Below are 19,510 nucleotides of genomic sequence, written 5' to 3' on the forward strand. Positions count from 1 at the left end.
GTTTGGATTAACTGGTCATTGACTGGATCAATTCACGGCTTGTCTGATCTTGTCTACATCGACCGTACGTAGGTACCGTGGGATGTTCGCCCAAAATGCGTGGTAGCCGAAACCACCGCTCTGGAGTTCGTCCAAAGCTTTTTCCTTGCTCCACTTCTGGAAAACCATCCTGTACATTGCCGTGACGACTCCAGTGCGATCGGCCCCGTGTTGGCAATGCAAAAGTACGGGGCCGAGTTTCTGCGCGTTTCTGATGGTGCGTAGCGCCGCGATAATGTCCTCATCCTCGATATGCCAAGTGTTCATCGGGACGCCGACAAGCTTGATTTTCTCAAGTCCTGGCAAGTTACGATCAGAATGAAATGCGCGAAGACTGACGATCGTCTTAATGCCAAGCGAGCGAATGGTTCTCACATCATCCTTGCGGATCTGCGCGCTGCGAAAAAAGGTCGGAGTTATGCGATATAGATTAACCGACGGCACAACCGACATCGCCCAAGCACCGTTTCGCACCGTTTCCTTCGCAAATCCGGCGGCGGTCAGCGGAAACAAAAGCCCGAGGGTAAGCGCTGTAAATAGCGAGTTCTGCCTGAAATGGTTCATCGTGACTTCCAACCTGTGTGAATTCATGCTGAACGGCGACTTGCGCGAACTTTTAGCCTAACTGGCATGTCGCATCCGCGCGAACGGTTTCTTGCAAAAGACTTCGGCCTTCGGTTCCGTCACGTTGCCGATCGAGGCGACAGGCACTTCGCAGATGTCGCAGCAGCGGGTCGTCTCCAGGCGCTGCAGAAGCTTCGATGCCTGAAAGACGTCACGGTCAGCACCGACTTTCCTCAAGAGTGAGTTTACCCGACTTTGGATGCGCCGACGTCTGTTGATGTTGGCGCATGCCCCCAATCAGGACTGACGCTCAGTTCAACCCAGAGTTATCTTGTGCCAGGCACCTTTTCCTTCGCGATATGGTCGAACGCGACACCCATCCGCTGCATCAGGGCGTGTCGACGCGTGTGACCATAACTTGCGAGCTCGAGCCGAATGCGTCGTTTGACGTCCTGGTGCCCGGCTGCGTTTTCCAGCGCGCGGATGGCCGCGCCCTTCGATGTATTCCAGATCCTGGAGACGACAAAGGCCTCAGTGATGTCGGCTTTCTCTCCCATACTGACCAGCGCCGGCCGCCACACATTGCTCAGCCAGTATTCAACCACCCAACGCTGCATTTCACGATCTCTCAGAGAGATGCGAGCCCAGCTCCGGAATGTTTGCCATTCTTTTGCCTCCAGTAGCTTGCTTGGATTGAACCTGCGACAGTATGACGTCCCACCGTATCTGACAGCGCCGTGGAGAAAGGGCACTCCGTTTAGATCGTCCATGATCACAGCATCTTTTCGCTCACTGCAGAGGCCACCTTTGGCGCGTACGGGATCGTAGCGAAAGGCATGCTGGAATTGTCGAAGATCGCCTTCCGCCTCAGGAAAGCGCCTCGAAGTCTCGCGCAGAAAGTCCTCAGCCTTGCCGACGTCAAGATGGGCGAGACCAATTCCTCCGATCGCGTAACTCATGAGGTGTTTGCCCTCCTTGATATCGGGCGGGCCAGCCCAATCGTGCCCGTCGGGATCGGTAGGGAATGACCCGCTCCAGTCGATTCCCCATTCCGCAACTGAAATCGCCAGGTTCAGCTCTCCGAGCGCGTCGGTCGCGTCTTTCAGCGAGGCCACGGTCTTCGGGCAGCTCGCGGCTTGCGAACTCGTCCCGCACTTCAATTCCTCAGCCCGCTTCTTCGCTGCCTGGAACTCCGCAATAACTTCAGTTAGCGTCTCGCTGCTAATGCGCTCTCTCCCACCATTGTCGTCGGCCATAGAAGCCCAACCTCCGGCGTCGAGGATCGCTTGAAACACCCGATCCTTCAATGGAGTTTGTGCGCTGGCCGAACCCGCCAGTACGAGGGTCGTCCCGACGACGACCATTGCCCGCATGCTCATTAGATCAATCCTCCAAAGCCGAGCGGAGACGCAAGATCGACACCAGTTGAAATTCATCGCGTTGCTTTAGGTACCCGCTCTTGTTCATCTCCAAGGCGTATCTGCCTATCCTTCCTTCCGGCCAGTTCCCTATCGCGCAATCCACTCCAGCGTGATTAACTTCGAGGCAAATTGCGCTTTCCAATTTGAACAAATTCGAAGTGTGGACCAGGCGAGAGAAGCTTAGCGGACCCTCCCTGCTGAAACTGATGATGTCGCCTCTCGCCGGTCGGATTGCGTCGAACGGCACAGCTTTGAAGACGAACTTGTCGTCGCGAAAACCTCGCCGGATGTAACAACGATGGGAAAGAAACAAGGGGAATTCCCGCTGGGAGAAGCCCGCGTGCCTGACACACCAGGATACAAAGATACCTGAGAAATGGTCTCCCTGCTTGACTGCGGCGCAGGCCAGATCGTGGCAGTAGGTATTCAGTCGCGCCATGACCGCCGGCGACCAAGGCGTTTCATTAGAAAGATCTTCAACTTCGCTCTCCGCGACTGCGGCGATAGCCTCCGACGAATGCTTGGACGGGGTCTGCTTGGCGGTCGCCACCGAACAATTCAAGGCAGTCGCGGATAGCGCGCCAAGGCATAGCGCGTTGAACCTCCGCCGACTGATAAGATCGCACTCTACTCGCATAGCCATGAACCTGCTGAACCAAGTCGGACCCTCGTCAGATTGCCTGGTCGATGACCTTCTTGAACCTCGCTGCGACCCCGCCGAATGCCTTCGAGGTGGCGTGGATCTCGTCCGCCCAATCGTCTTCCTTCAACTCTCCGCGCACGTCTACGACGTAGACGAAGGACTGCTTACTGTTTCCGGCAACGTTGTGAAGCATGTCGTACAATGCATCTATCAGCACCCGCACGATGCCGCGCTGGAGCTGGAGGTCCACGATACCCTTGTCTTTTAGAGGAGCGCCCAGCCACTCGTCCTGTTTGGCATAGACAGGGTGGCGCTTGTCTCCTGGGAAGCCACCGGGAATCGCGTAGTCGTACCCGTGGATGAAGATTGGGAGCTTCTTGAAATCCTCGTCCGACCGCACTGTTTCCACCAGCTTCCGATAGTCCTTCTCCAGTTGTGTCAGGACATTGGCTAGCTTCGCCTTGTCGATGTGCCAGGCGGCGTCCTTTCCGGCCTGGAACTGCTTGACGAGCGTAGCGAGGACAGGATTCCCGAGCAGGTCCTCACCGATCACGTCGTTTCCCGCGCCAGAGAAAAGAAAGCCTTTGACCTTGTTGGCCTTCTGCTGAACGAGCGCTTTCATGTACTCGGGATTGCGGTTGACCATGTTGTCGGCGGTGTCGCCAGCGGCGTCGAGGCTCCAAATCAGGTAATCTGGATTGAGATGGTCGATGACATCGTCGATGAGGAAAGGGAACTGATGCCAGGAGTCGCCTTCCGAAACGAGAACGGGCTTCCTGATTCCGCTTGCTATGCGGTTCTGAAAGGCCTGCTGGCGACGCCATCGGCAAATGGCGTTTCCCCATCTGATGGCGCTTTCGACATCCATCTGGGCCTCGATGGGCATCTCTACCTTTTGGGGGTCCGGCTCTATCCGGGGATCGAAGGGCCCACTCGCTTGTCGATCGGCCGTCAGGTACTTGGCGATCTCGGAATCTGGCACTTCCGGATCCATCAGCTTTTGCTTGAATTCCTGATAGCTGATCTTTGCCATGACTACCTCCGTCACGCCTTGGTTTTCTTGCGCGGTTTCTTTGCGTTCGCGGCACCGTCGCTGATCAATGCGTCGATCAAGGCGTCCAGATCCTTCTGGTCGTGCAGATCGCTTCGATCGCCGCGCTTGGACAACGACAGTCGAACGGCCACTGGACGGTGGTCCGATATTTCTAGGTAGTTCGGCATGGTGCGGTCTTTGGCGACGATGAAAAAATCGGCCGTACCAACCGTCTGTCGCATGGATGGCGAGAGAAACACGTTGTCGATCGCAGACTTCGGGGACTTCACATAGGTGAAGGCGCCATCAGCTTCGTCCTCGGCGCCGAGTATGTCGAAACTAGCGTCGGCGATCGCCGTGAAATCCCCACTCGCGAGAGGGGCGTTCATGTCGCCTCCCAGGAGGACGTCTAATTTGGTCTCGGCAGCTATCTGCTCGATCGCTCGGGCGAGAATGCGGGCGGCAAGTCTGCGTCGCAGGCTCCCCTCGGCCATGGCCTTGAGGTGGAGCGGGACCACAAAAAACTCATAGGCGGGGAGCGGCTTGATCGTCTTGAACCGGAAGAGGCCGGGATAGCGGTCGAATATCTTGCCGTGAAGTGCCTCGACCTCGAGGTTCGGATCGTCGCTTCTCTGCTGGAGCAGCTTTTCAATCGTCGCCGGCCACGCGACCCGTTCGCCACTTAGGTTGGACGACTTCCAGATGATAGCGGTCGATTGCTTGCTTTCCGGCGCGTTCGGTTCTGAAAACGCGCAGTCATAGTGGTCGCCATAGATCGTCTGGATTCTCTTGACCAAGGCATCGACGGCAGGAGGCGAAATCTCCACCAGGCCCCATATGTCCAGGCTTAAATCGGAGATCACCTTTGCGGCGCCATCGAGCTTCTCGGGCTGGTCGTAGCGGTTTGCGAGCCACTCAATGTTCCAGAAGCCGATGTCTACGTCCTGATCTGAACCGCGGTAGGTATCCACGACTGCCTCTGGTCCGAGTTCGCTGGCATCGATGCGCCGACCGAGACCGCCGAAGAAGCCCGACATCGTGTCCGAGCCTTTAATGCTCTTGAGGACCGTTTCGGCAAACGAGGCGTCGACGCCGCCTTTGCGCATGCGCATCTCCAGATCGAGCGCGATAGCCGCGATCTTGATGCCTTCGTTCACCACGCCGGTGCTGCCTCCGTCCGGCAGCTTCACCTTTTCCGCGCGGCTCGCGTGATGCAGTCCGATAAGGCGCCCTCGCTTGTCGAACACAGGAGCCCCGGAGGAACCTTTCATCGTATCCGACGAATAGTGGATTACGTTGGCGTCGATCGAGAGGATGTCTGTGTCGTCCAGACTTACCTGCTTCGGCTGACCGTCTGGATGGTGAATAATGAAGGCTGACTCGCCCTTGCTCACTGTGAAGAACGCCCGCTCCATGGCGATGGCCCCGTAGGCTTGCGCGGCAGCATCCTCGACCCATACGAAGGTATAATCCAGGCCGCCGATAGTCGGACTGGTGATGAAGAGCCGAGCGGGATCGATGGCGAAAGTCTGTGTCGCCTGGGGAGCTCGACCATCTCCAGCAAGTAAACTCTCAGGCGAAATCTCATAATTGAACTCCACCTTCGCTCGCTTGGCGACATCGATCGAATTCAAGACGTGATGATTGGTCAGCAGCAGGTTAGCTCCGACAAGAAAGCCGGTCCCACTCCAAAAGCCGTCGACGCCCTGGTAATCTGCCCCGTCAGCCGAGATGATAGCCACTGACCTCCGCCGGTCCGAAAGCAATTGGAGCAGCGCTGACTGGGACGTTACGTAAGTTCCTATGGCCGCTTCCGGCGTTATGACGCCCTTCGCAACGGCGTCGTCCAATCCCCTCGCCGCCCACCCTGTCCAACCCTTAAGCATTTGGCCTGGATCATCGACCGATCCTGTCCTGCCTATCTGTGAAAACGGTTTCTGCCGGGTATCGGGCTTGGCTACGAATGGGATGCCTTTGAGACTGCGAGCATGCACCACGTGATTGCTCCCGATCGCTAGCAGTTTGCAAAACGCCGAATTAGGTGACGGTCGACCAACGCAGACGCGACCTGCGGTAAAGCTTGATCTGCCCTTGCGGCCGAGGTGAGACTTCGTAGCTAGGCGCCAGCGTTGGGGAAAAGTCTTGGTTCCAGTTCGTAGAACTCCACTGAAAGCCCTTTGCCGGTCTTGTATTGTCCAATCCACGACTTGAGCGTCTTGTTCTGTTGGAATTCTGCAGCGCCGGAGCTGTTCGAGTATATCTTTGTTCCCTCATCATCGGAATCGTCTACGACCCCGACAATACCGACATGTCCGATATTCCGGCGCCCGTTGGCCGCGGTCACGGTGGGCGAGATCACGACACACCCGGAAACCGGTCTGTTTATCTTTTTGTGCTTGTTTCGTAAGACAACTACCATGCTGGCGGTCGCCAGTCCGCCTCCGATTTCTCTGCCGAGAGCCATCTCAGTGACGCGGTTCACGGCCCAGGCGCAAGCTAGATTTCCATGTTGCGTGCCCGGAGCATCCGCGGAACTCATACGCGGCCGCGTAGCGCATTTTACCGCCTGATCGGAAAGAGTTCGATCGAGCTCAGATTGAGAAAGGACTGGACCGCCACTTGGGCTTGATTGCGGCACGAAATCGTCGCCGCGATTGGCTCTTAACTGAGCCTGCAACTTGTCGGAAAAAACGGAGGGAGCACCGCTAACTTGGTCCTCAGCCAGAATGTCTTCTTCCACGCGGGGAGACTCGCCTGGCACGCTTCGGACAATTACTTGCTCTCCGCTATCGTTGTCGTGTTGGTTCACAAAGTAGTATGTGGCTTTGCCGACCGTGACTTTGTCGAAAAGCTCACTTTCCATCGTTGGATCAAGGAGATTTGCGACTTCTTCGGGAATTTCACCGGCCATGTTTCCCTCCCTTGGCCTGCGCACAGGCTCGTTCATTATGAGATCTGCTATGCTGCGACGACGACAGGGCTTTGTGCAGTTGCCTACGCGCCTTTCCGGACGGTTTCCGCGTATGTCGTAAGCCTCGCCGCACTCGGACCAACCGGCCGGAAGACACGTCTATGAGTTCAGCTACCACCGCTGATGCCGTGATCCCGATCAGATATTACCAACCCTGATTGCTATTTCTTCGTTCAACCCAATAACTTAAAGTAGCAGAATATAGATGACGAATCAACGCACCCCAGAAAAAATAGAGGAATATAAAAAATAAAAGACCCAATACAAATCGGACATTATTATTCTCCAACAAGAACATATCTTTGTCTGTGACAGATAGGCTTAGCCTTAACGGTATATTTGGTGATTAATACCCTTGGTGTGATTTGGGTTGAAACTCGTGAAAGCGGAGCCATGGGGGCGGCTTTTGGGCGCCGGTGCACGAACTCGACGAAGATGGCTAGACGGATGGGGAAGCTTGAGTGAGTGAAGAGCGATTTAATTTGTGGATTGCCTTTTGCTTCCTTGCCGGCCTTTGCGCTTGCAGTTGGTATTGGTGCATCAGATCGATCGTTTTCTACCGCATGAACGGATTCGATTTCAGCAAAGATTTCGGGCCAGAAGTCTACGTAGGAGGATTCTTGGCGCCGGCGAAAGCGAAGTTTTACGTGATCATGCCTTTCACGGTGGCGGTAAGCTCTTTTTTGACGTCGGGGCTCGCTTTGGGATTGCTAGGAATCTTCAAACATTGTGCCGATTGCGGTCGGTAGCTGGCAGTTTGTTCAGATTCGCAGCCGCAAGCCCGACCTGACGCGTTCGCTGAAGAAGACAAAAAAGACCAAGCCAACCGAACAGAACGCTGAGGAAGCTGTGTGTGGATTGAGCGGATGGGCAGAGTTCGGCAGCAGCGGTTTGCTTCGCTAGTGCTCTCCGTGTGTGACTTTGACTCGAGGTCTCAAGCGATTCTCAAACGATCGGCGTGAGCAGAGCCATCCATCTTAGTTTATGCGACGCCGAGGTTTGTGTACCGTGACAGCGCCCTCCTCACTGTCCAACGACGCCTGTCCGGGTACCAGAATCATCGGTGCGGGGGGAATAGACGGCGCTATTGCAACTGTGCTTACCCGCAATGGTATCAAGGCCCACTATTTCAAACAGCCGTGGACCTGAAAGTCTCAAAAAGTTTGTAGCGTTGGCTCCTGACAATTAAATCCGGCACGCGTGAGGAGGCTGCCTCCGGGAATATCATTTTCGTGTCCGTGTTATGGCTCAAAGTGCCCTCGGCACGTAGGGAGGCCTCCTGGACTTCAGCGGCAGCTTCCGCGTGGATACGAACAATCGCATGTAGCGCCCGCTGCACCCTCCGATTACCATCGACGGTCGCGCTTTCGACTTCCGTTTTCGGGGAACTCTTCCAGGCGCCGTCGTGGACGGCTTCGCACTGTCCCCCACCTTCCGCCATTTCAATGTTGCCTTTCCAGCAACACGACTTGCCTTCCTGCAGGCGTGACGAGTGAACAGAATATCCGTACTGGCCGGGTCCTCAGTTGCTAGGACTACGCTGCACTTCCCAACATGAAAACTCGTTCGACGAACACACTCATTGGATTAGCTGAACTCCGCACGTTGACGAGACTGCGTCCAATCACGACGGGCTCATGGACGACCTTTAGCGGTCTGCATCTCGACATCCTGGATGGCACGAGTGAAATCATCGTTCCTTCGTGCGATCACGACGCTGTCATCATTTGTCTGCGATCGTCTCGCGCCTTCCGCTGCGAGGTCGGTAGCGCCGCTGGCAACGGCAACTCTTGCCGAGCAGGCGATGTCATTACTGTTCCGCATGGCTGCATAACTCGTATCTCCGGTGGACTGCCACCGCTACTCAGGGCGGCGATTGATCCACGATGGGCGGGTGAAATCGAGCGGATTGGCGAAAAACGAGAGCTGGAGCGAAAGTCTCAACACCATCGCTCAAACGACGAAACTGCCATGAATATTGGCAACATCATTTTCTCAGAGACGTCCAAAGCAAGACTAGGCTCGCGTGCCGCATTCCTCCACCATCTTGCCCAAGCTCTTGCCCTCCACCTCGGAGATAGCCTTGGGCTGCCGGGCGCGCATGGCTTGCTTCGGGGGGAGAGCGGGCACGAGGCGATCAATCTTGTCATTGAGCGCCTACAAGGTGTACGCGGTGCGTATCCCGACCTGTCAACACTCGCAGCGATGTCCGGGATCAGCCGATTCCATTTTAGCCGCTTGTTCAAGTTGGAAACGGGCATAGCGCCTGGCCGCTATATCGAAAACCTCAGGATCGAGCGGGCGAAGGCTCTGATCGAAGCGGCAGAACTTCCGTTGGTCGAGATAGCATATCAGACAGGCTTCTCAGACCAGAGCCACTTCACGAGACGATTTCGAAAGGCGGTCGGAATGACGCCCGGCGCGTATGCCCGCAAATCCAGACGGAAACACGTGAAGAAATAGTCGTGTTCGACCCGCAAGGTCGTTCCAAACGAAGCAATGGTGTTCCATACCAATGCGAAAGTTCGTGTGATATCTTCTGCATCAATCGACTTCTGCCAGAGGAGTGGCAAGCGATGCAGAATACGACATACGCATCAGATACCGGTCCCTATCGGCGCCGAAAACGAGCGCCGTAAACGACGGGTCGATCCGCAACTGATCACATCCTAACATTATTTTCTCGCGGGTCTCCGCGACACGAGGGTTGTTGCATGCAGCTTGCCGGGCTGAGGTATTTCGTCGAGGTCGCTGATCGGGGCAGCTTCACTGCGGCTGCGGCATGGTTAGGTGTGTCGACCTCCACCCTTACGCGCAGCGTCAGCACCCTGGAAGACGACCTTGGTCTCACGTTGTTCGAGCGCACCCGTCACGGTGTACATCTCGCCGCCTCCGCGCAGACTGTTTTAGATGAGACGCGGCGTATGCTCGCCAGCTTGGATTCGGTGGCGACGGCGGCAGATGGCGCCGCGCGAGGTATTGTCGGTGAGCTTCGCCTGGGAGTCCGGTCGCCTCCCCTTGGCGAGCCTCTGCGCAGCATGCTTGCGAATTGGCGACGAGATCATCCGGGCGTCAGGTTTGTCGTCTACGAGCTCTCAGACCGTGAGATTTTTACTGAGCTTGTAGCGCGTCGCATCGATGTTGCCTTGGTCCCGAGCTTCGCACCATGGCCCCAGATCGTGATGGAGCCGCTCTACCGAGAGCGGATGGTGGCCGCGGTTCCACAGGATCATCCTCTTGCCAGCCGCCCGAACCTGAAATGGAGCGACTTTCACGGGGAGAAAATCTTTGTGCAGGAGTGGGCACAGAGCCACGCCATGAGAGAATTCTACGCATCAATGTTGGGGATCGGTCTGCCGCTGGAATCTATCCCAGCAGGTAAGCAGACCGTGTTCAGCCTGATCGCCGCAGGTTTCGGCGTTACGCTGGCGCAGCAAAGTCAATCAGAAGCCAGCTTTCCGGGCGTTCAGTTCAGGCCAATCGATGAGAAGAACGCGCGCGTCGAGTTCAGCCTGGCCTGGTCACAGAAATCCGAGTGCGCCGTAATCGGCCGCTTTTTGGCGTCCATGCGAGAGAGCGCCGCCCTGCGCAGTTTGGATATTTCAACAACCGCTTCGGCGAATTGAGAGGAAATAAAGATGGCTAAGAAACCAACTATCGTATTCTGCCATGGCATTTGGGCCGATGGCTCGTGCTTCAGCAAGGTAATTCCTGCATTGCAGGCCGATGGGTACGAAGTCATCGCCGTCCAGTATGGCTTGGACTCCTACCTGGAGGATGTCGCGGCAGTGAAGCGAACCCTCAATCGTGTAGGTAGCCCCGTACTCCTTGTCGGTCACTCCTACGGCGGCGCCACAATCACGGCGGCCGGAACCGATGAGCGGGTCGTGGGCCTGGTTTTCATCGCTGCTGTCGCGCCGGATGCGGGCGAAACAGTTCAGGATCAACTCAACAAATTTCCATCTGATATTTTCAACCATGTCGAGGCGGCCGACAACCGCGCCTGGATGTTGCCGAGCGGCGTCGAACATTTCGCCGGAGACCTTCAAAAGGAGGAGCAGAAGCTTGTCTGGGCAACGCACTATGCGCCGGTGGCCGACTTGTTCCTCCAGCAGAAGCTTGGCGCCGACGACATCTCGTGGAAGTCGAAGCCGAGCTGGTACATACTGGCCACTCAAGATCACACGGTGCATCCGGATCTCCAGCGTTGGGTGTCGAAGCGCATGAACGCGACGGTGACTGAAGTAGATAGCAGCCATGTCCCAATGCTCTCTCAGCCGGACATCGTCATCGACGTTATTCGGAGGGCCGCCGACGCAGTCGCGAACCGGTGACTTAAGCCAAGCTTGCAGTTTGGGGGGGGCCGCTGCTAGGCGGCCTTCTTTCACATGAGGAGCAAGTGAGGAGATACCATGCATACCCGTCGCAACCCGTCAGGGAACGAACAAGCGACCTATTCGAAATTGAGGTTCGTGACGGAGGTAGAATTCTTTACATCAGTGGGCAAATCCGCGGGATTATGGAGCAAATGCCACAAAGCCAAAATTGCTGTCACCCGATCTAAGGAATGCTCCTTTTCTGGAGCCTCGTCCTCAGCCACAGCCACAGTGCGTCGGCAGCCATCAGGCGCGGCAACTACTCTTGGTCAGGTACCGCAAAGACGAGACCGAAGATGGGTGCAAACCGTTCCAACACCTCCGCCAAGACATCATCCGGCACCTTGTCTTGAGACTTGTCAGCATTCCAATTTCGCCAGTCCATCGATTTTACTTGATCGATTTGGATGACACCAGTGACGCTCGTTCCCGCGCCGATAAACTGCACTGCAAAGCCGTTGGCGCGAGAGGCGCTACCCGTCGTGGTTATTGGCGCGATGAACGCAAAGCCCGTAGCCATATTGAATTTAAAGGCTGAGAGAATGAGTCCGGCGTGACGTCCACGTTGCTCTTTCCCTGCAGAGGGCTGCATGTCGAGCCACCAGATTTCGCCAGGGGCTGGGATGTTAGGTCTTACCAAACTTCGTTCCCTACCGCAGGTGCATTGATCCACGCTTGTTCTTCTGGAGACCGAGAAGAGTTGGCATCATAACCCTCCAACAATTCATCGAGCGTATATTTGGGTTGACGCACCTTCATTGTTTTGACGGCACTCGATGCGGGTTCGGCGATAACCTGCCTTCCCTTTACCGAAACGATCATCTCTTGGCCCTCTGTTAGACCGAGCATGTCGCGAGCAGCGGCCGGTACAATTAGGACCAACGAGCCGCCAGCCTTTTTTAGCTTCGAGGTTGTCGAAAAGTCTTTCCTCGCCGATTGACCTCTTGTTGTCGCCATTAGCTTCGCCTCATCGATGTAGAACTTTTATATAACATCGGAAGGAGTAGTTAGCGAGATGCGCAATCGGGCGTGAGGGTCAATCCTTGACCTTGTGGCAATTGCTCCATAATGCCGTAAACTTGTCGGGCGAGCGCCGAGATAGGTAGCGGGATAGGAAGTGACCCGCTGGAATGAGCATTAGCGAAACCACCACGTTCAGCACAAATACAATTGTTGGCTTTTTAAAAGCGCATCCAGAAAATTCATTGCGACTCATCCCCTCGTAGGCAACTGATAGTAATACACCGTTCCAAAATCAAGAGTTGAGCAAGTAGCTCAGCCCGCGCCCATTTTCGCCGCCGCATTTCACTCTTTCCCCGCCCCGAAGCGAAGAAAAGTCAGCCCGCGCCGCCTTGCGTTTCGCTCGCGGATCACCGCGACATTCCCCTGCGCCATAAACTGCCCGCTCGCCACATAGGCGCAGGCACTTAACGCAGTCGGTCCGGCATAGCTTGGGGCAGGTCGCATCAGGCCTCCCGCTGGGTGCGGGACCGGTTGACGGGTTGACGAGCGGCTGGATGACCGACGTCGCCATCATGGACCTCGTCCACAGTTCAGACTCATTCCTTCATGATGGCCGCGCTGGCGTGTCCGGAAGGATGCTGCACGTCCACCGCTCGGTCTTCGACAGCTCGCTCGGCGAGACAGACGTCGAGGTCGTCGTGTAGAACGAGGACGGCCGGGCCCGGCACTTCGCCGCGGGGCGGGCATTTCGGCGCATTCGCCCCAAGCGCCGCGATAGCTGTGTCATCTATCTCAGCCCAGAGTAACCTGCCTGAAAAAGGTCCGCGCGAGCGCCCTGCTTTAACCTCTCCGCTTTGGCTGCGCCGCCGGCATTCGCGTAGCCGCCGCTCCTGTACTTGCGAAGGAAAGTGCCGAGTAACTGCGAGAAGGAGTCGACCTGCTTCCCTCGTCCTTCGTGGCCGAATTGCGAAACGCGTCGGTTCACGGACAAAACGTCATAAACAACAACCAAGAAACCCCACCGAGATGTGGTTCCAGCGCCGTGCGCTCCGGGCGTCACTCGCCTTCTTCGCCCGTCTTAGGAAAAAGATGAGTGATATTGGAACCAGCGGCCTGAATCCTCGCTGCCGTCTTCTTGGTGCCGGCCGCGCGGCGTTCGGTAGCACCTTGTACGACAGAGGCAAATCCATCGCGCTGCCTGTAGTAGCCAGGCTTCTCCGGAAGACTGAGATCGAAATCGGCGAGCAGTCTCTCGATGAGGTCCATGGCCTTCGCGGCAAGCACCGCATAGCCCTCCTGACGCCGCTCGAAGAACCCGTCGAATCCCGGACCCGAGAGATCAAGACTGTCCAACGCGTTGCCCAAGTTCGTTATACGGTTCGATAGCCATAAAGTCTCGTTGAAGAGCTCCCCGCCGAGGAAGCTCAGGTCCTGCGCCGGTGGAAGGACGAGAACCGGATCGGGCGTGTGGAAGACGAACTCGCCGTCGTTGACTGGATTGAACTCAGGCGTGTCGTTTACGGCAGCGTAAGCGGCGCCGACAAAATCGTCCAATGCCAGAGCTGTCAGCATCGCTGCGCCACGCGCGTTGGCTTTCGGGTCCCGCGCGCGTTCAGCACTCGCCCACCGCAGTGCGTTAGGTACGATCGTGCCGGCGGCGAAACAGCCAGCCCCAATCATCGCTCCGACGAACATAATACCCTGAGTTGTTTCGAAGAACTGCGTCAACACCTACCTCGTAAAGTTCGAGAAGCGATTTGCATCGGTCGCACGCAGGACGGAATCAGTACCGGCTTTTGCAGTGTGCCTCGCTTGAAAGCGATTAGGAATGCTCTCCCGAAGATGAGATCTCGACATGGTAGATTCAAGGTCGATGCCCAACGCGGTCCTCACCTCCGCTTGATGACCTTCGCCCGCAACGTTTCCGAGCGGCGGCGACCCCAGAGTACGCCAGGTGTTATCCCGCTCTGAGGCCTTCAGGACGCGGCGCGTCAGAAGTCTGCCGGACTGGCCACCTAGGAGTGAGTTATCAAAAGACGGCAGACCGCTCTGCTTTTCGACATGGACGCGTCAAAACGTCGCGAGATGTTCCGAGACGAGTTCGACGAACTGCTCGGGCACCTCGTACATTGGATAATGCCCAGCATCGACAAGCACCTTTACGGCCACGCTCCCATACCAGGTTGCAACAGTTTCGTGCGTCCGCTCAACCGACGTTCCCGGATCCTTCCCGCCGAGCACGGCGAGCACCGGCGTCTTGTTGCAGACGACCTCGCGCGAGAAATCGGTCCCGGTCCAGGAAGACATGTAGGCGAGGAGCGGCTTGGGCGACGTCCCAACCAGACTAAGATCACGAAGTCCGTCTAGCCACTCTGGTGCCCTGGTATGCCCAGTGTTAACGTCGATCAACTTCTTCCGGACTTGTCCGTCGCCGACGGCGTCCAATAGAAGCTGACGGCGCTCGTCAGTGATCTTGGCCCCAGAAGCAGGCACCGCGGCGACGAGTATAATCGACTGGACTTCCTCTGGAAAATCAACGGTCAGGCGCTGCGCCGTCATCCCGGTCATCGAATGTCCGATGACATGATACCGCGACCAGCCGAGCGACCTGGCAAGATCGCGAACGTCGTGTGCGACCTCCTCCACCATATATTTTCCCGTCTCCCCAGAGCGGGTGCCATATCCTCGACAATCGAGGAACGCGACGGTGAATTTCTGACGATCCCAATATGGAAAGGTGGGCTCGAAGAGACGGTGGTCTCCCATCCAACCATGAAGGGCAATGACGTGGATGGAGCCTTCGCCGATCACCTTTGCCGGCCGTGCACTCGTTAGATCATATCAATAACCGCCCTTCGCGTTCCCTGACGCCTTCGCTTGCTCCTTCATGATGGATCTGAATGAAGTGATGCTCGCAGCGGCCGCTCCGGCGAGCAGCCGGACGTCATTCGAAACCGTCACCAGGTCGAATCCACATTTGGCAGCACTGGCTGCGTAGCTGGCAGAACCGCAATGCAGCGCGGCCTTGATGCCGGCACTATGGGAGGCCTTCAAAATCCGGTCGATCGCCTCGATGATTTCGGGCTCCTCGCGGTCGAACCCCGGAGCGTACTTCTTTCCTGTGAGCGCGATCGTGAGATCCGCAGGACCGATGTAGATGCCGTCGAGCCCCGGCGTGGTTGCGATCTCCTCGAGCTTGTCGAGAGCCTCGGCCGTTTCGATCATTGCGAAACACACGATCTCCTCGTCGGCTTCTCCAAGATAGTTCCGGCCGCCAGACGAGATCAGCGCGAAGGGGCTCATGACGGCATTGACGCGGGAACCGGTCTTAAAGTCGTGGAGCTGCTTATATGCGTATTGGCCTCCGAAGTTCGGCGAGTCCGCGCGGCTGATTCCGGTCGGCCCGTGACAGATTGCACACCGCTGTACGAGCGTCGAACCGCCCGATGGATTCGGCAGGTGGCCTGCGCAGCGCCACTTCGTTCAGTGTCGCCGACGACACCGGATAGTCAGGAGCGACGACGTCGCTAGCCGACCGATGCACGGCGCGATATCGTGAGACGATGCCCAATGGCTAAAGCCTCGGCGGCCGGCTTGGCAGGGCGCCTGGCGACTTTCTTGGCTAAATGCCTTGGAAACGCTTCCCTTGCCCGAGTACCCCGAGCGCAGTTCGAGCGGGCCGCGCTTCAGGCAGTGAATACCCGCTTCCCGCTTACGCTGTACAAATCGATAACGGCCGCGCGGGGAAGAGGCCGCGAGATCAGAAAGCCTTGGAGGCTGTCGCACCCAAGGGCCACTAAAGCATCACTTTGTTCGTCCGTTTCCACCCCTTCAGCCGTGGTCTTAAGACCTTTTGCTCGAGCCATATTAATCATCGCCTCGATCAATGGCCTGCTCTCTCCCTGCACTGCATCGATGAACGACTTGTCGATCTTGATCCTGTCGACCACGAGGTTCTGCACCCTTGAGAAGGAGGAGTATCCCGTTCCGAAGTCATCGATGGCGATACGCACACCCGCATTTCGAAGCACAGCAATGTTCCCATCGCTATGTCCTTCTCCACCCAAAACCAAAGACTCGGTGATTTCTATCTCCAGTCTGTTTGGATCGATGTTCCATTTCGCCAATCTGGACAAAACACGAAGAGGATAACCGTCGGAACAGAGTTCCAGCGCCGAGGCGTTGATTGCCATAGAGGTGGAAGGAAGGTCCGCCATGACACTGCAAGCATCTTCGAGCACGATGGCGCCGACCTCATGGATAAGGCCGATTTCCTCGGCAATGGGGATGAAGATGTCGGGAGCAATGAAACCTTCTTCAGGATGCTTCCAGCGGGCAAGCGCTTCCATTGATGACAGGCCCTTGTGCTCCGCCGAATATACCGGCTGATAAAAGACCTCCATTTGAGACCTTGTCTCGAGCGCCAGCCGAAGGTCGTGTTCAAGCTTCCGACGCCTGCGCAGCAGCTCGTCCATATGGCCGCCGAAGATCGCGAAAGTGTTTCGACCAGCCGCCTTGGCGTGATAGAGAGCTATGTCGGCCTGACGGGTGAGTTCCGACGGATCCGCGGGGCCGACAGCAACCGCAGCTCCGACGCTCGCACCGATGACGATATGGGCGCCATCTATCTCGAAAGGCTCCCGCAGGTGCTGGACGATCTGGGCGCAAGCGGCGGCGGCCACCTGACTGTCGGCTTCTTGAAGCAGGACGGTGAATTCGTCACCTCCGACGCGGCCGATGATTGCCGGCGACATAGTGTCATTCAAGCGCTGGGCCACCAGCGAGATGAGCTTGTCTCCCGTCGGATGCCCGAAAGTATCATTGACCGCTTTGAACCGGTCGAGGTCTATGAACAACACGCAGTGGCTCTGGTTCTGAGAAGCCGCGCCGAGCCGGGCGGCAAGTTCGGTGCTGAAATGAGCGCGGTTGGAAAGGCCAGTCAGCGGATCGCGCGAGGCGAGATGCTGGAGCTCCTCACGACTCGAGGCAAGGCGTGCTGAGCGTCTCCAGATCGCACGCCCGAACAGGTTTGCCGCGACGAAGATGGCAACGGCGGCCAGGCCGACCGCCGGCAGGGTCGCTTCCAACACGCTCGCACCTGGGCGAAATGGGCGCCAGGCGAAGTAGCCGATAGCGGCGCCCGCACGAGACTTCAACGGAACGAATGAGTGCTCCGCGTCCGTCGGAGCGTCATTCGAGAACTGCATTTCGGAAAATTGGTAGTCCTTTCCGATCTCGGACGCGAAACTTTGATCGAGGAACCTCACAGCCACATGTAGATTTTGCTCCCCCGGCTGTTGTTCGATGTCGCCGGTGTCTGAGACAATTGGCTTGACGCTCACAATCGCTGGGTGGCGCCCTACATATGTAAGGTCGCTTTCGCCGATTGAGAGCACCCGGTCCGTGACCCCTTCGCCGTCGCTGGCAGCAAGTCGTTTCTGCAATGCATCCGCCAGCGGCGCATAAGCGACACGCAGATCATCCGGCGTCAATTCGCTATCAGAGGGCGCAATGAACTCGTAGATCGGGCTATGGTCGGCCGAAAGTACGATGGCCGCGTCATGTCCGAAATAGGTGTGCATCCAGTCGCCGAGGTTCGACCGAAGCCATTCGAGATCCCGCGCGTCGGTTTTTCGAACCGCGTCGTCCCAGACTGTCGCGCTTTCCTGATCATGAGCAACGCTAGCCTGCATCTTCGAGACGATCAGTCTGACGAGATCCCGCTGGCGGGCCTCCGCGACCACATCGGTCTGCGCTGCGGCCCATTGGAGGGTACCAAAAAGGACGCACCCTATGATCAAGGACGTGGCTGCCGGGAGAACCCATTTTAAAACCCACTGCGACCGCGCCTGCCAATTCATCTGCATTACGTCCTTCTATGTGCGTAGAGCGTAAAACAGGGAGCGTTAAAGCGCGCGGAAGGGGATTGGTTAGCACTTCCTTTCAGACCCGGCCGTTCGATCTGATCACCGGCGCCGTTTCCCGGACCACCGAGGGCAATAAGCTCGGTTAAGGCGTATTGCCGCCCAGGATTGAGTGGTAATGCTGCAAGCATCGTCTGTTGGCGGCGAGAGAGAAGAAAATTGACCAAGGACATGATCCTGCCGGACGGCAAGCACGAAGGATTCCCCGTCGTCGTTTTGACGGGGGTCTCCTCGTTCGACGTCCTTCGACGCCTCTGGCTGAAGCTTGTTCCGGAGGACGACGTGTGGCGCGCGGGCCTTCGGCATCGGGCCGCGGAACTCCTGGACGTGTCAGAGTCCCTGTATGGCGCCGAGCATCGCCCGGCGTCCGAAATCCCCCAGACGTGTCGGGTGTACCCGGTGGCGATCGCTGATCACATCAAAAACTTTAGCCGCCGCTCGGTCCTTGCACACCAAAGTCCTTTCACGCCAATCGTGTTGTATTCCTAGGCGACATCATCGAACGCGGACCGGACAGGTCCCCGAACTAGGACGCCATCCACAAAGACGGCTGATCTTTGGAAACCACGAGGAATTCCTCCTTTATCTCCGACAAGCGAGATCTTGTCTTTGGACACTGGATGAAAAACGGCGGAGTGGCATGCGCGACGCGTACGGTCAGAACGCAACCAAAGCATACTCCGACGTCCGTCGGGCTCATTCTAGCAAGTCCAGACCCCCTCGCCGCAATTCGCGGCGCGGAATCTTTAGTGATCGAGGGTGATCATGTTTTTGGTTCGCGCAGGGCTGCGGCCCGGCATCTCATTGGCCCAGCACCACCAGGGCCCTGTCCTTGTCGAAAACCGATCTCCTCTTACGTCTCCTAAAGGTCGGGGTGTGGAAAATCATCACACGCACCCGTCACCGTCACCAGAAGGCTGATTGAATCGCGACGCGGTCAGTGTGAATCAAGGGAGGAAAGTCACATGGAAATGGGCGAGTTGAAACCAGCGAAGGAACTGGCCGCGAAACGTTCGAGCAGATTCAAGAATGAAACTCCGGACTACGCCGAGGCAAGGACGGCTCTGCTTGCCGAGGAGATCGAAGTCCGACGACATCTCACCAGGCTTGCGGAGCAGCGCCGGCGCCTGCCTCCGGGCCCGGTCGTCGAAAAGGACTATCGCTTCAGGGACGAGAACGGCGCCGAAGTCGGGCTGGCAGACCTGTTCGGGCATCACGATGCGCTTGTAACGTACTTCTGGATGTTCGGCACGCAGCGCGAACGGCCCTGTCCCATGTGCACGAACTTCCTCGGCGGAGCGAATGGCAACGGTGCGGACATCAAGCAGCGGGTCGCGTTAAAGATCATCGGCCGCAGCCCTGTGGATCGGCAGCGTGCATTCGCCGTCGAACGCGGCTGGCGCGACCTAGATTTCGTTCAGACCATTGGCGACGACTATGCAAGGGACCTAGCAGGCTGCTGAAATTCGCTCTGCGTTGGCGCAGTTGCTTGCTGTGGGTCTGATTTTTTTACAGACTGGCTGTCGTGCGGTGGGATTTTGGCCGATTGAGGCGGGTTTTCTGGCCATATCGGCTT

Annotated in this window: 17 protein-coding genes and 1 pseudogene; 6 read left to right on the forward strand and 12 right to left on the reverse strand. The window is 57.2% G+C overall.

Annotated elements, in window-relative coordinates:
• Positions 1–27 precede the first annotated feature (27 nt).
• The 6 genes from HJB89_RS31145 to HJB89_RS31170 form a co-directional block, all read right to left on the reverse strand.
• The gene (locus HJB89_RS31145; protein ID WP_221150928.1) at positions 28–603 is read right to left on the reverse strand and encodes a dual specificity protein phosphatase family protein; all 576 of its coding nucleotides are present in this window, start codon (positions 601–603) and stop codon (positions 28–30) included.
• Between the two features lie 326 nt (positions 604–929).
• Positions 930–1,982, reverse strand: a complete 1,053-nt coding sequence (locus tag HJB89_RS31150) for a hypothetical protein (protein ID WP_221150929.1) — start codon at positions 1,980–1,982, stop codon at positions 930–932.
• Positions 1,983–1,986: 4 nt separating this feature from the next.
• A complete protein-coding gene (locus HJB89_RS31155) occupies positions 1,987–2,574 on the reverse strand; it encodes a DUF2272 domain-containing protein (RefSeq protein ID WP_221150930.1) in 588 nt (195 codons plus the stop codon).
• 121 nt (positions 2,575–2,695) lie between these two features.
• On the reverse strand, positions 2,696–3,700 hold the full coding sequence (locus HJB89_RS31160) for a hypothetical protein (protein WP_221150931.1): 1,005 nt from the start codon (positions 3,698–3,700) through the stop codon (positions 2,696–2,698).
• 11 nt (positions 3,701–3,711) lie between these two features.
• On the reverse strand, positions 3,712–5,442 hold the full coding sequence (locus tag HJB89_RS31165) for a trypsin-like peptidase domain-containing protein (RefSeq protein ID WP_221150932.1): 1,731 nt from the start codon (positions 5,440–5,442) through the stop codon (positions 3,712–3,714).
• 374 nt (positions 5,443–5,816) lie between these two features.
• Positions 5,817–6,611: a hypothetical protein gene (locus HJB89_RS31170; RefSeq protein WP_221150933.1), complete on the reverse strand. Its 795-nt coding sequence runs from the start codon at positions 6,609–6,611 to the stop codon at positions 5,817–5,819.
• A 1,614-nt stretch (positions 6,612–8,225) separates the two neighbouring features.
• Here HJB89_RS31170 and HJB89_RS31175 point away from each other — a divergent pair.
• From HJB89_RS31175 to HJB89_RS31185, 3 genes are all read left to right on the forward strand, one after another.
• Positions 8,226–9,134, forward strand: a complete 909-nt coding sequence (locus HJB89_RS31175) for an AraC family transcriptional regulator (protein ID WP_221150934.1) — start codon at positions 8,226–8,228, stop codon at positions 9,132–9,134.
• Positions 9,135–9,385: 251 nt separating this feature from the next.
• The gene (locus tag HJB89_RS31180; protein ID WP_221150935.1) at positions 9,386–10,297 is read left to right on the forward strand and encodes a LysR family transcriptional regulator; all 912 of its coding nucleotides are present in this window, start codon (positions 9,386–9,388) and stop codon (positions 10,295–10,297) included.
• 12 nt (positions 10,298–10,309) lie between these two features.
• Positions 10,310–11,005 carry an alpha/beta hydrolase gene (locus HJB89_RS31185; RefSeq protein WP_259672159.1) on the forward strand — a complete coding sequence of 232 codons (696 nt, stop codon included), beginning with the start codon at positions 10,310–10,312 and terminating at the stop codon, positions 11,003–11,005.
• A gap of 301 nt (positions 11,006–11,306) precedes the next feature.
• Here the strand turns inward: HJB89_RS31185 and HJB89_RS31190 are convergent, their stop codons facing one another.
• Together HJB89_RS31190 and HJB89_RS31195 are read right to left on the reverse strand one after the other, a co-directional pair.
• Positions 11,307–11,720, reverse strand: a complete 414-nt coding sequence (locus HJB89_RS31190) for a type II toxin-antitoxin system PemK/MazF family toxin (RefSeq protein ID WP_311044385.1) — start codon at positions 11,718–11,720, stop codon at positions 11,307–11,309.
• Positions 11,681–12,004, reverse strand: a complete 324-nt coding sequence (locus HJB89_RS31195; protein WP_221150937.1) for an AbrB/MazE/SpoVT family DNA-binding domain-containing protein — start codon at positions 12,002–12,004, stop codon at positions 11,681–11,683. The genes HJB89_RS31190 and HJB89_RS31195 overlap by 40 nt, the downstream gene beginning before the upstream one ends.
• Before the next feature lie 560 nt (positions 12,005–12,564).
• Here HJB89_RS31195 and HJB89_RS31200 point away from each other — a divergent pair.
• Positions 12,565–12,714, forward strand: a complete 150-nt coding sequence (locus HJB89_RS31200; protein WP_221150938.1) for a hypothetical protein — start codon at positions 12,565–12,567, stop codon at positions 12,712–12,714.
• Positions 12,715–13,066: 352 nt separating this feature from the next.
• Here the strand turns inward: HJB89_RS31200 and HJB89_RS31205 are convergent, their stop codons facing one another.
• The 4 genes and pseudogenes from HJB89_RS31205 to HJB89_RS31225 form a co-directional block, all read right to left on the reverse strand.
• The gene (locus tag HJB89_RS31205) at positions 13,067–13,738 is read right to left on the reverse strand and encodes a hypothetical protein (protein ID WP_221150939.1); all 672 of its coding nucleotides are present in this window, start codon (positions 13,736–13,738) and stop codon (positions 13,067–13,069) included.
• Positions 13,739–14,080: 342 nt separating this feature from the next.
• Positions 14,081–14,821, reverse strand: a complete 741-nt coding sequence (locus HJB89_RS31210; RefSeq protein ID WP_311044386.1) for an alpha/beta hydrolase — start codon at positions 14,819–14,821, stop codon at positions 14,081–14,083.
• A gap of 30 nt (positions 14,822–14,851) precedes the next feature.
• Positions 14,852–15,542 (reverse strand): annotated as a pseudogene (locus HJB89_RS31215) (aldolase/citrate lyase family protein); the annotation flags it as partial.
• Positions 15,543–15,696: 154 nt separating this feature from the next.
• On the reverse strand, positions 15,697–17,871 hold the full coding sequence (locus HJB89_RS31225; RefSeq protein WP_221150946.1) for an EAL domain-containing protein: 2,175 nt from the start codon (positions 17,869–17,871) through the stop codon (positions 15,697–15,699).
• A 222-nt stretch (positions 17,872–18,093) separates the two neighbouring features.
• Between HJB89_RS31225 and HJB89_RS31230 the strand changes: the two genes are divergently transcribed.
• Entirely contained in the window at positions 18,094–18,423 is a 330-nt protein-coding gene (locus tag HJB89_RS31230) for a hypothetical protein (RefSeq protein WP_221150940.1), read from the forward strand.
• Positions 18,424–18,899: 476 nt separating this feature from the next.
• On the forward strand, positions 18,900–19,397 hold the full coding sequence (locus HJB89_RS31235; protein ID WP_259672162.1) for a DUF899 domain-containing protein: 498 nt from the start codon (positions 18,900–18,902) through the stop codon (positions 19,395–19,397).
• Positions 19,398–19,510 lie beyond the last annotated feature (113 nt).

The organism is Rhizobium sp. NZLR8, assembly GCF_019685025.1.
Classification (GTDB): domain Bacteria; phylum Pseudomonadota; class Alphaproteobacteria; order Rhizobiales; family Rhizobiaceae; genus Rhizobium.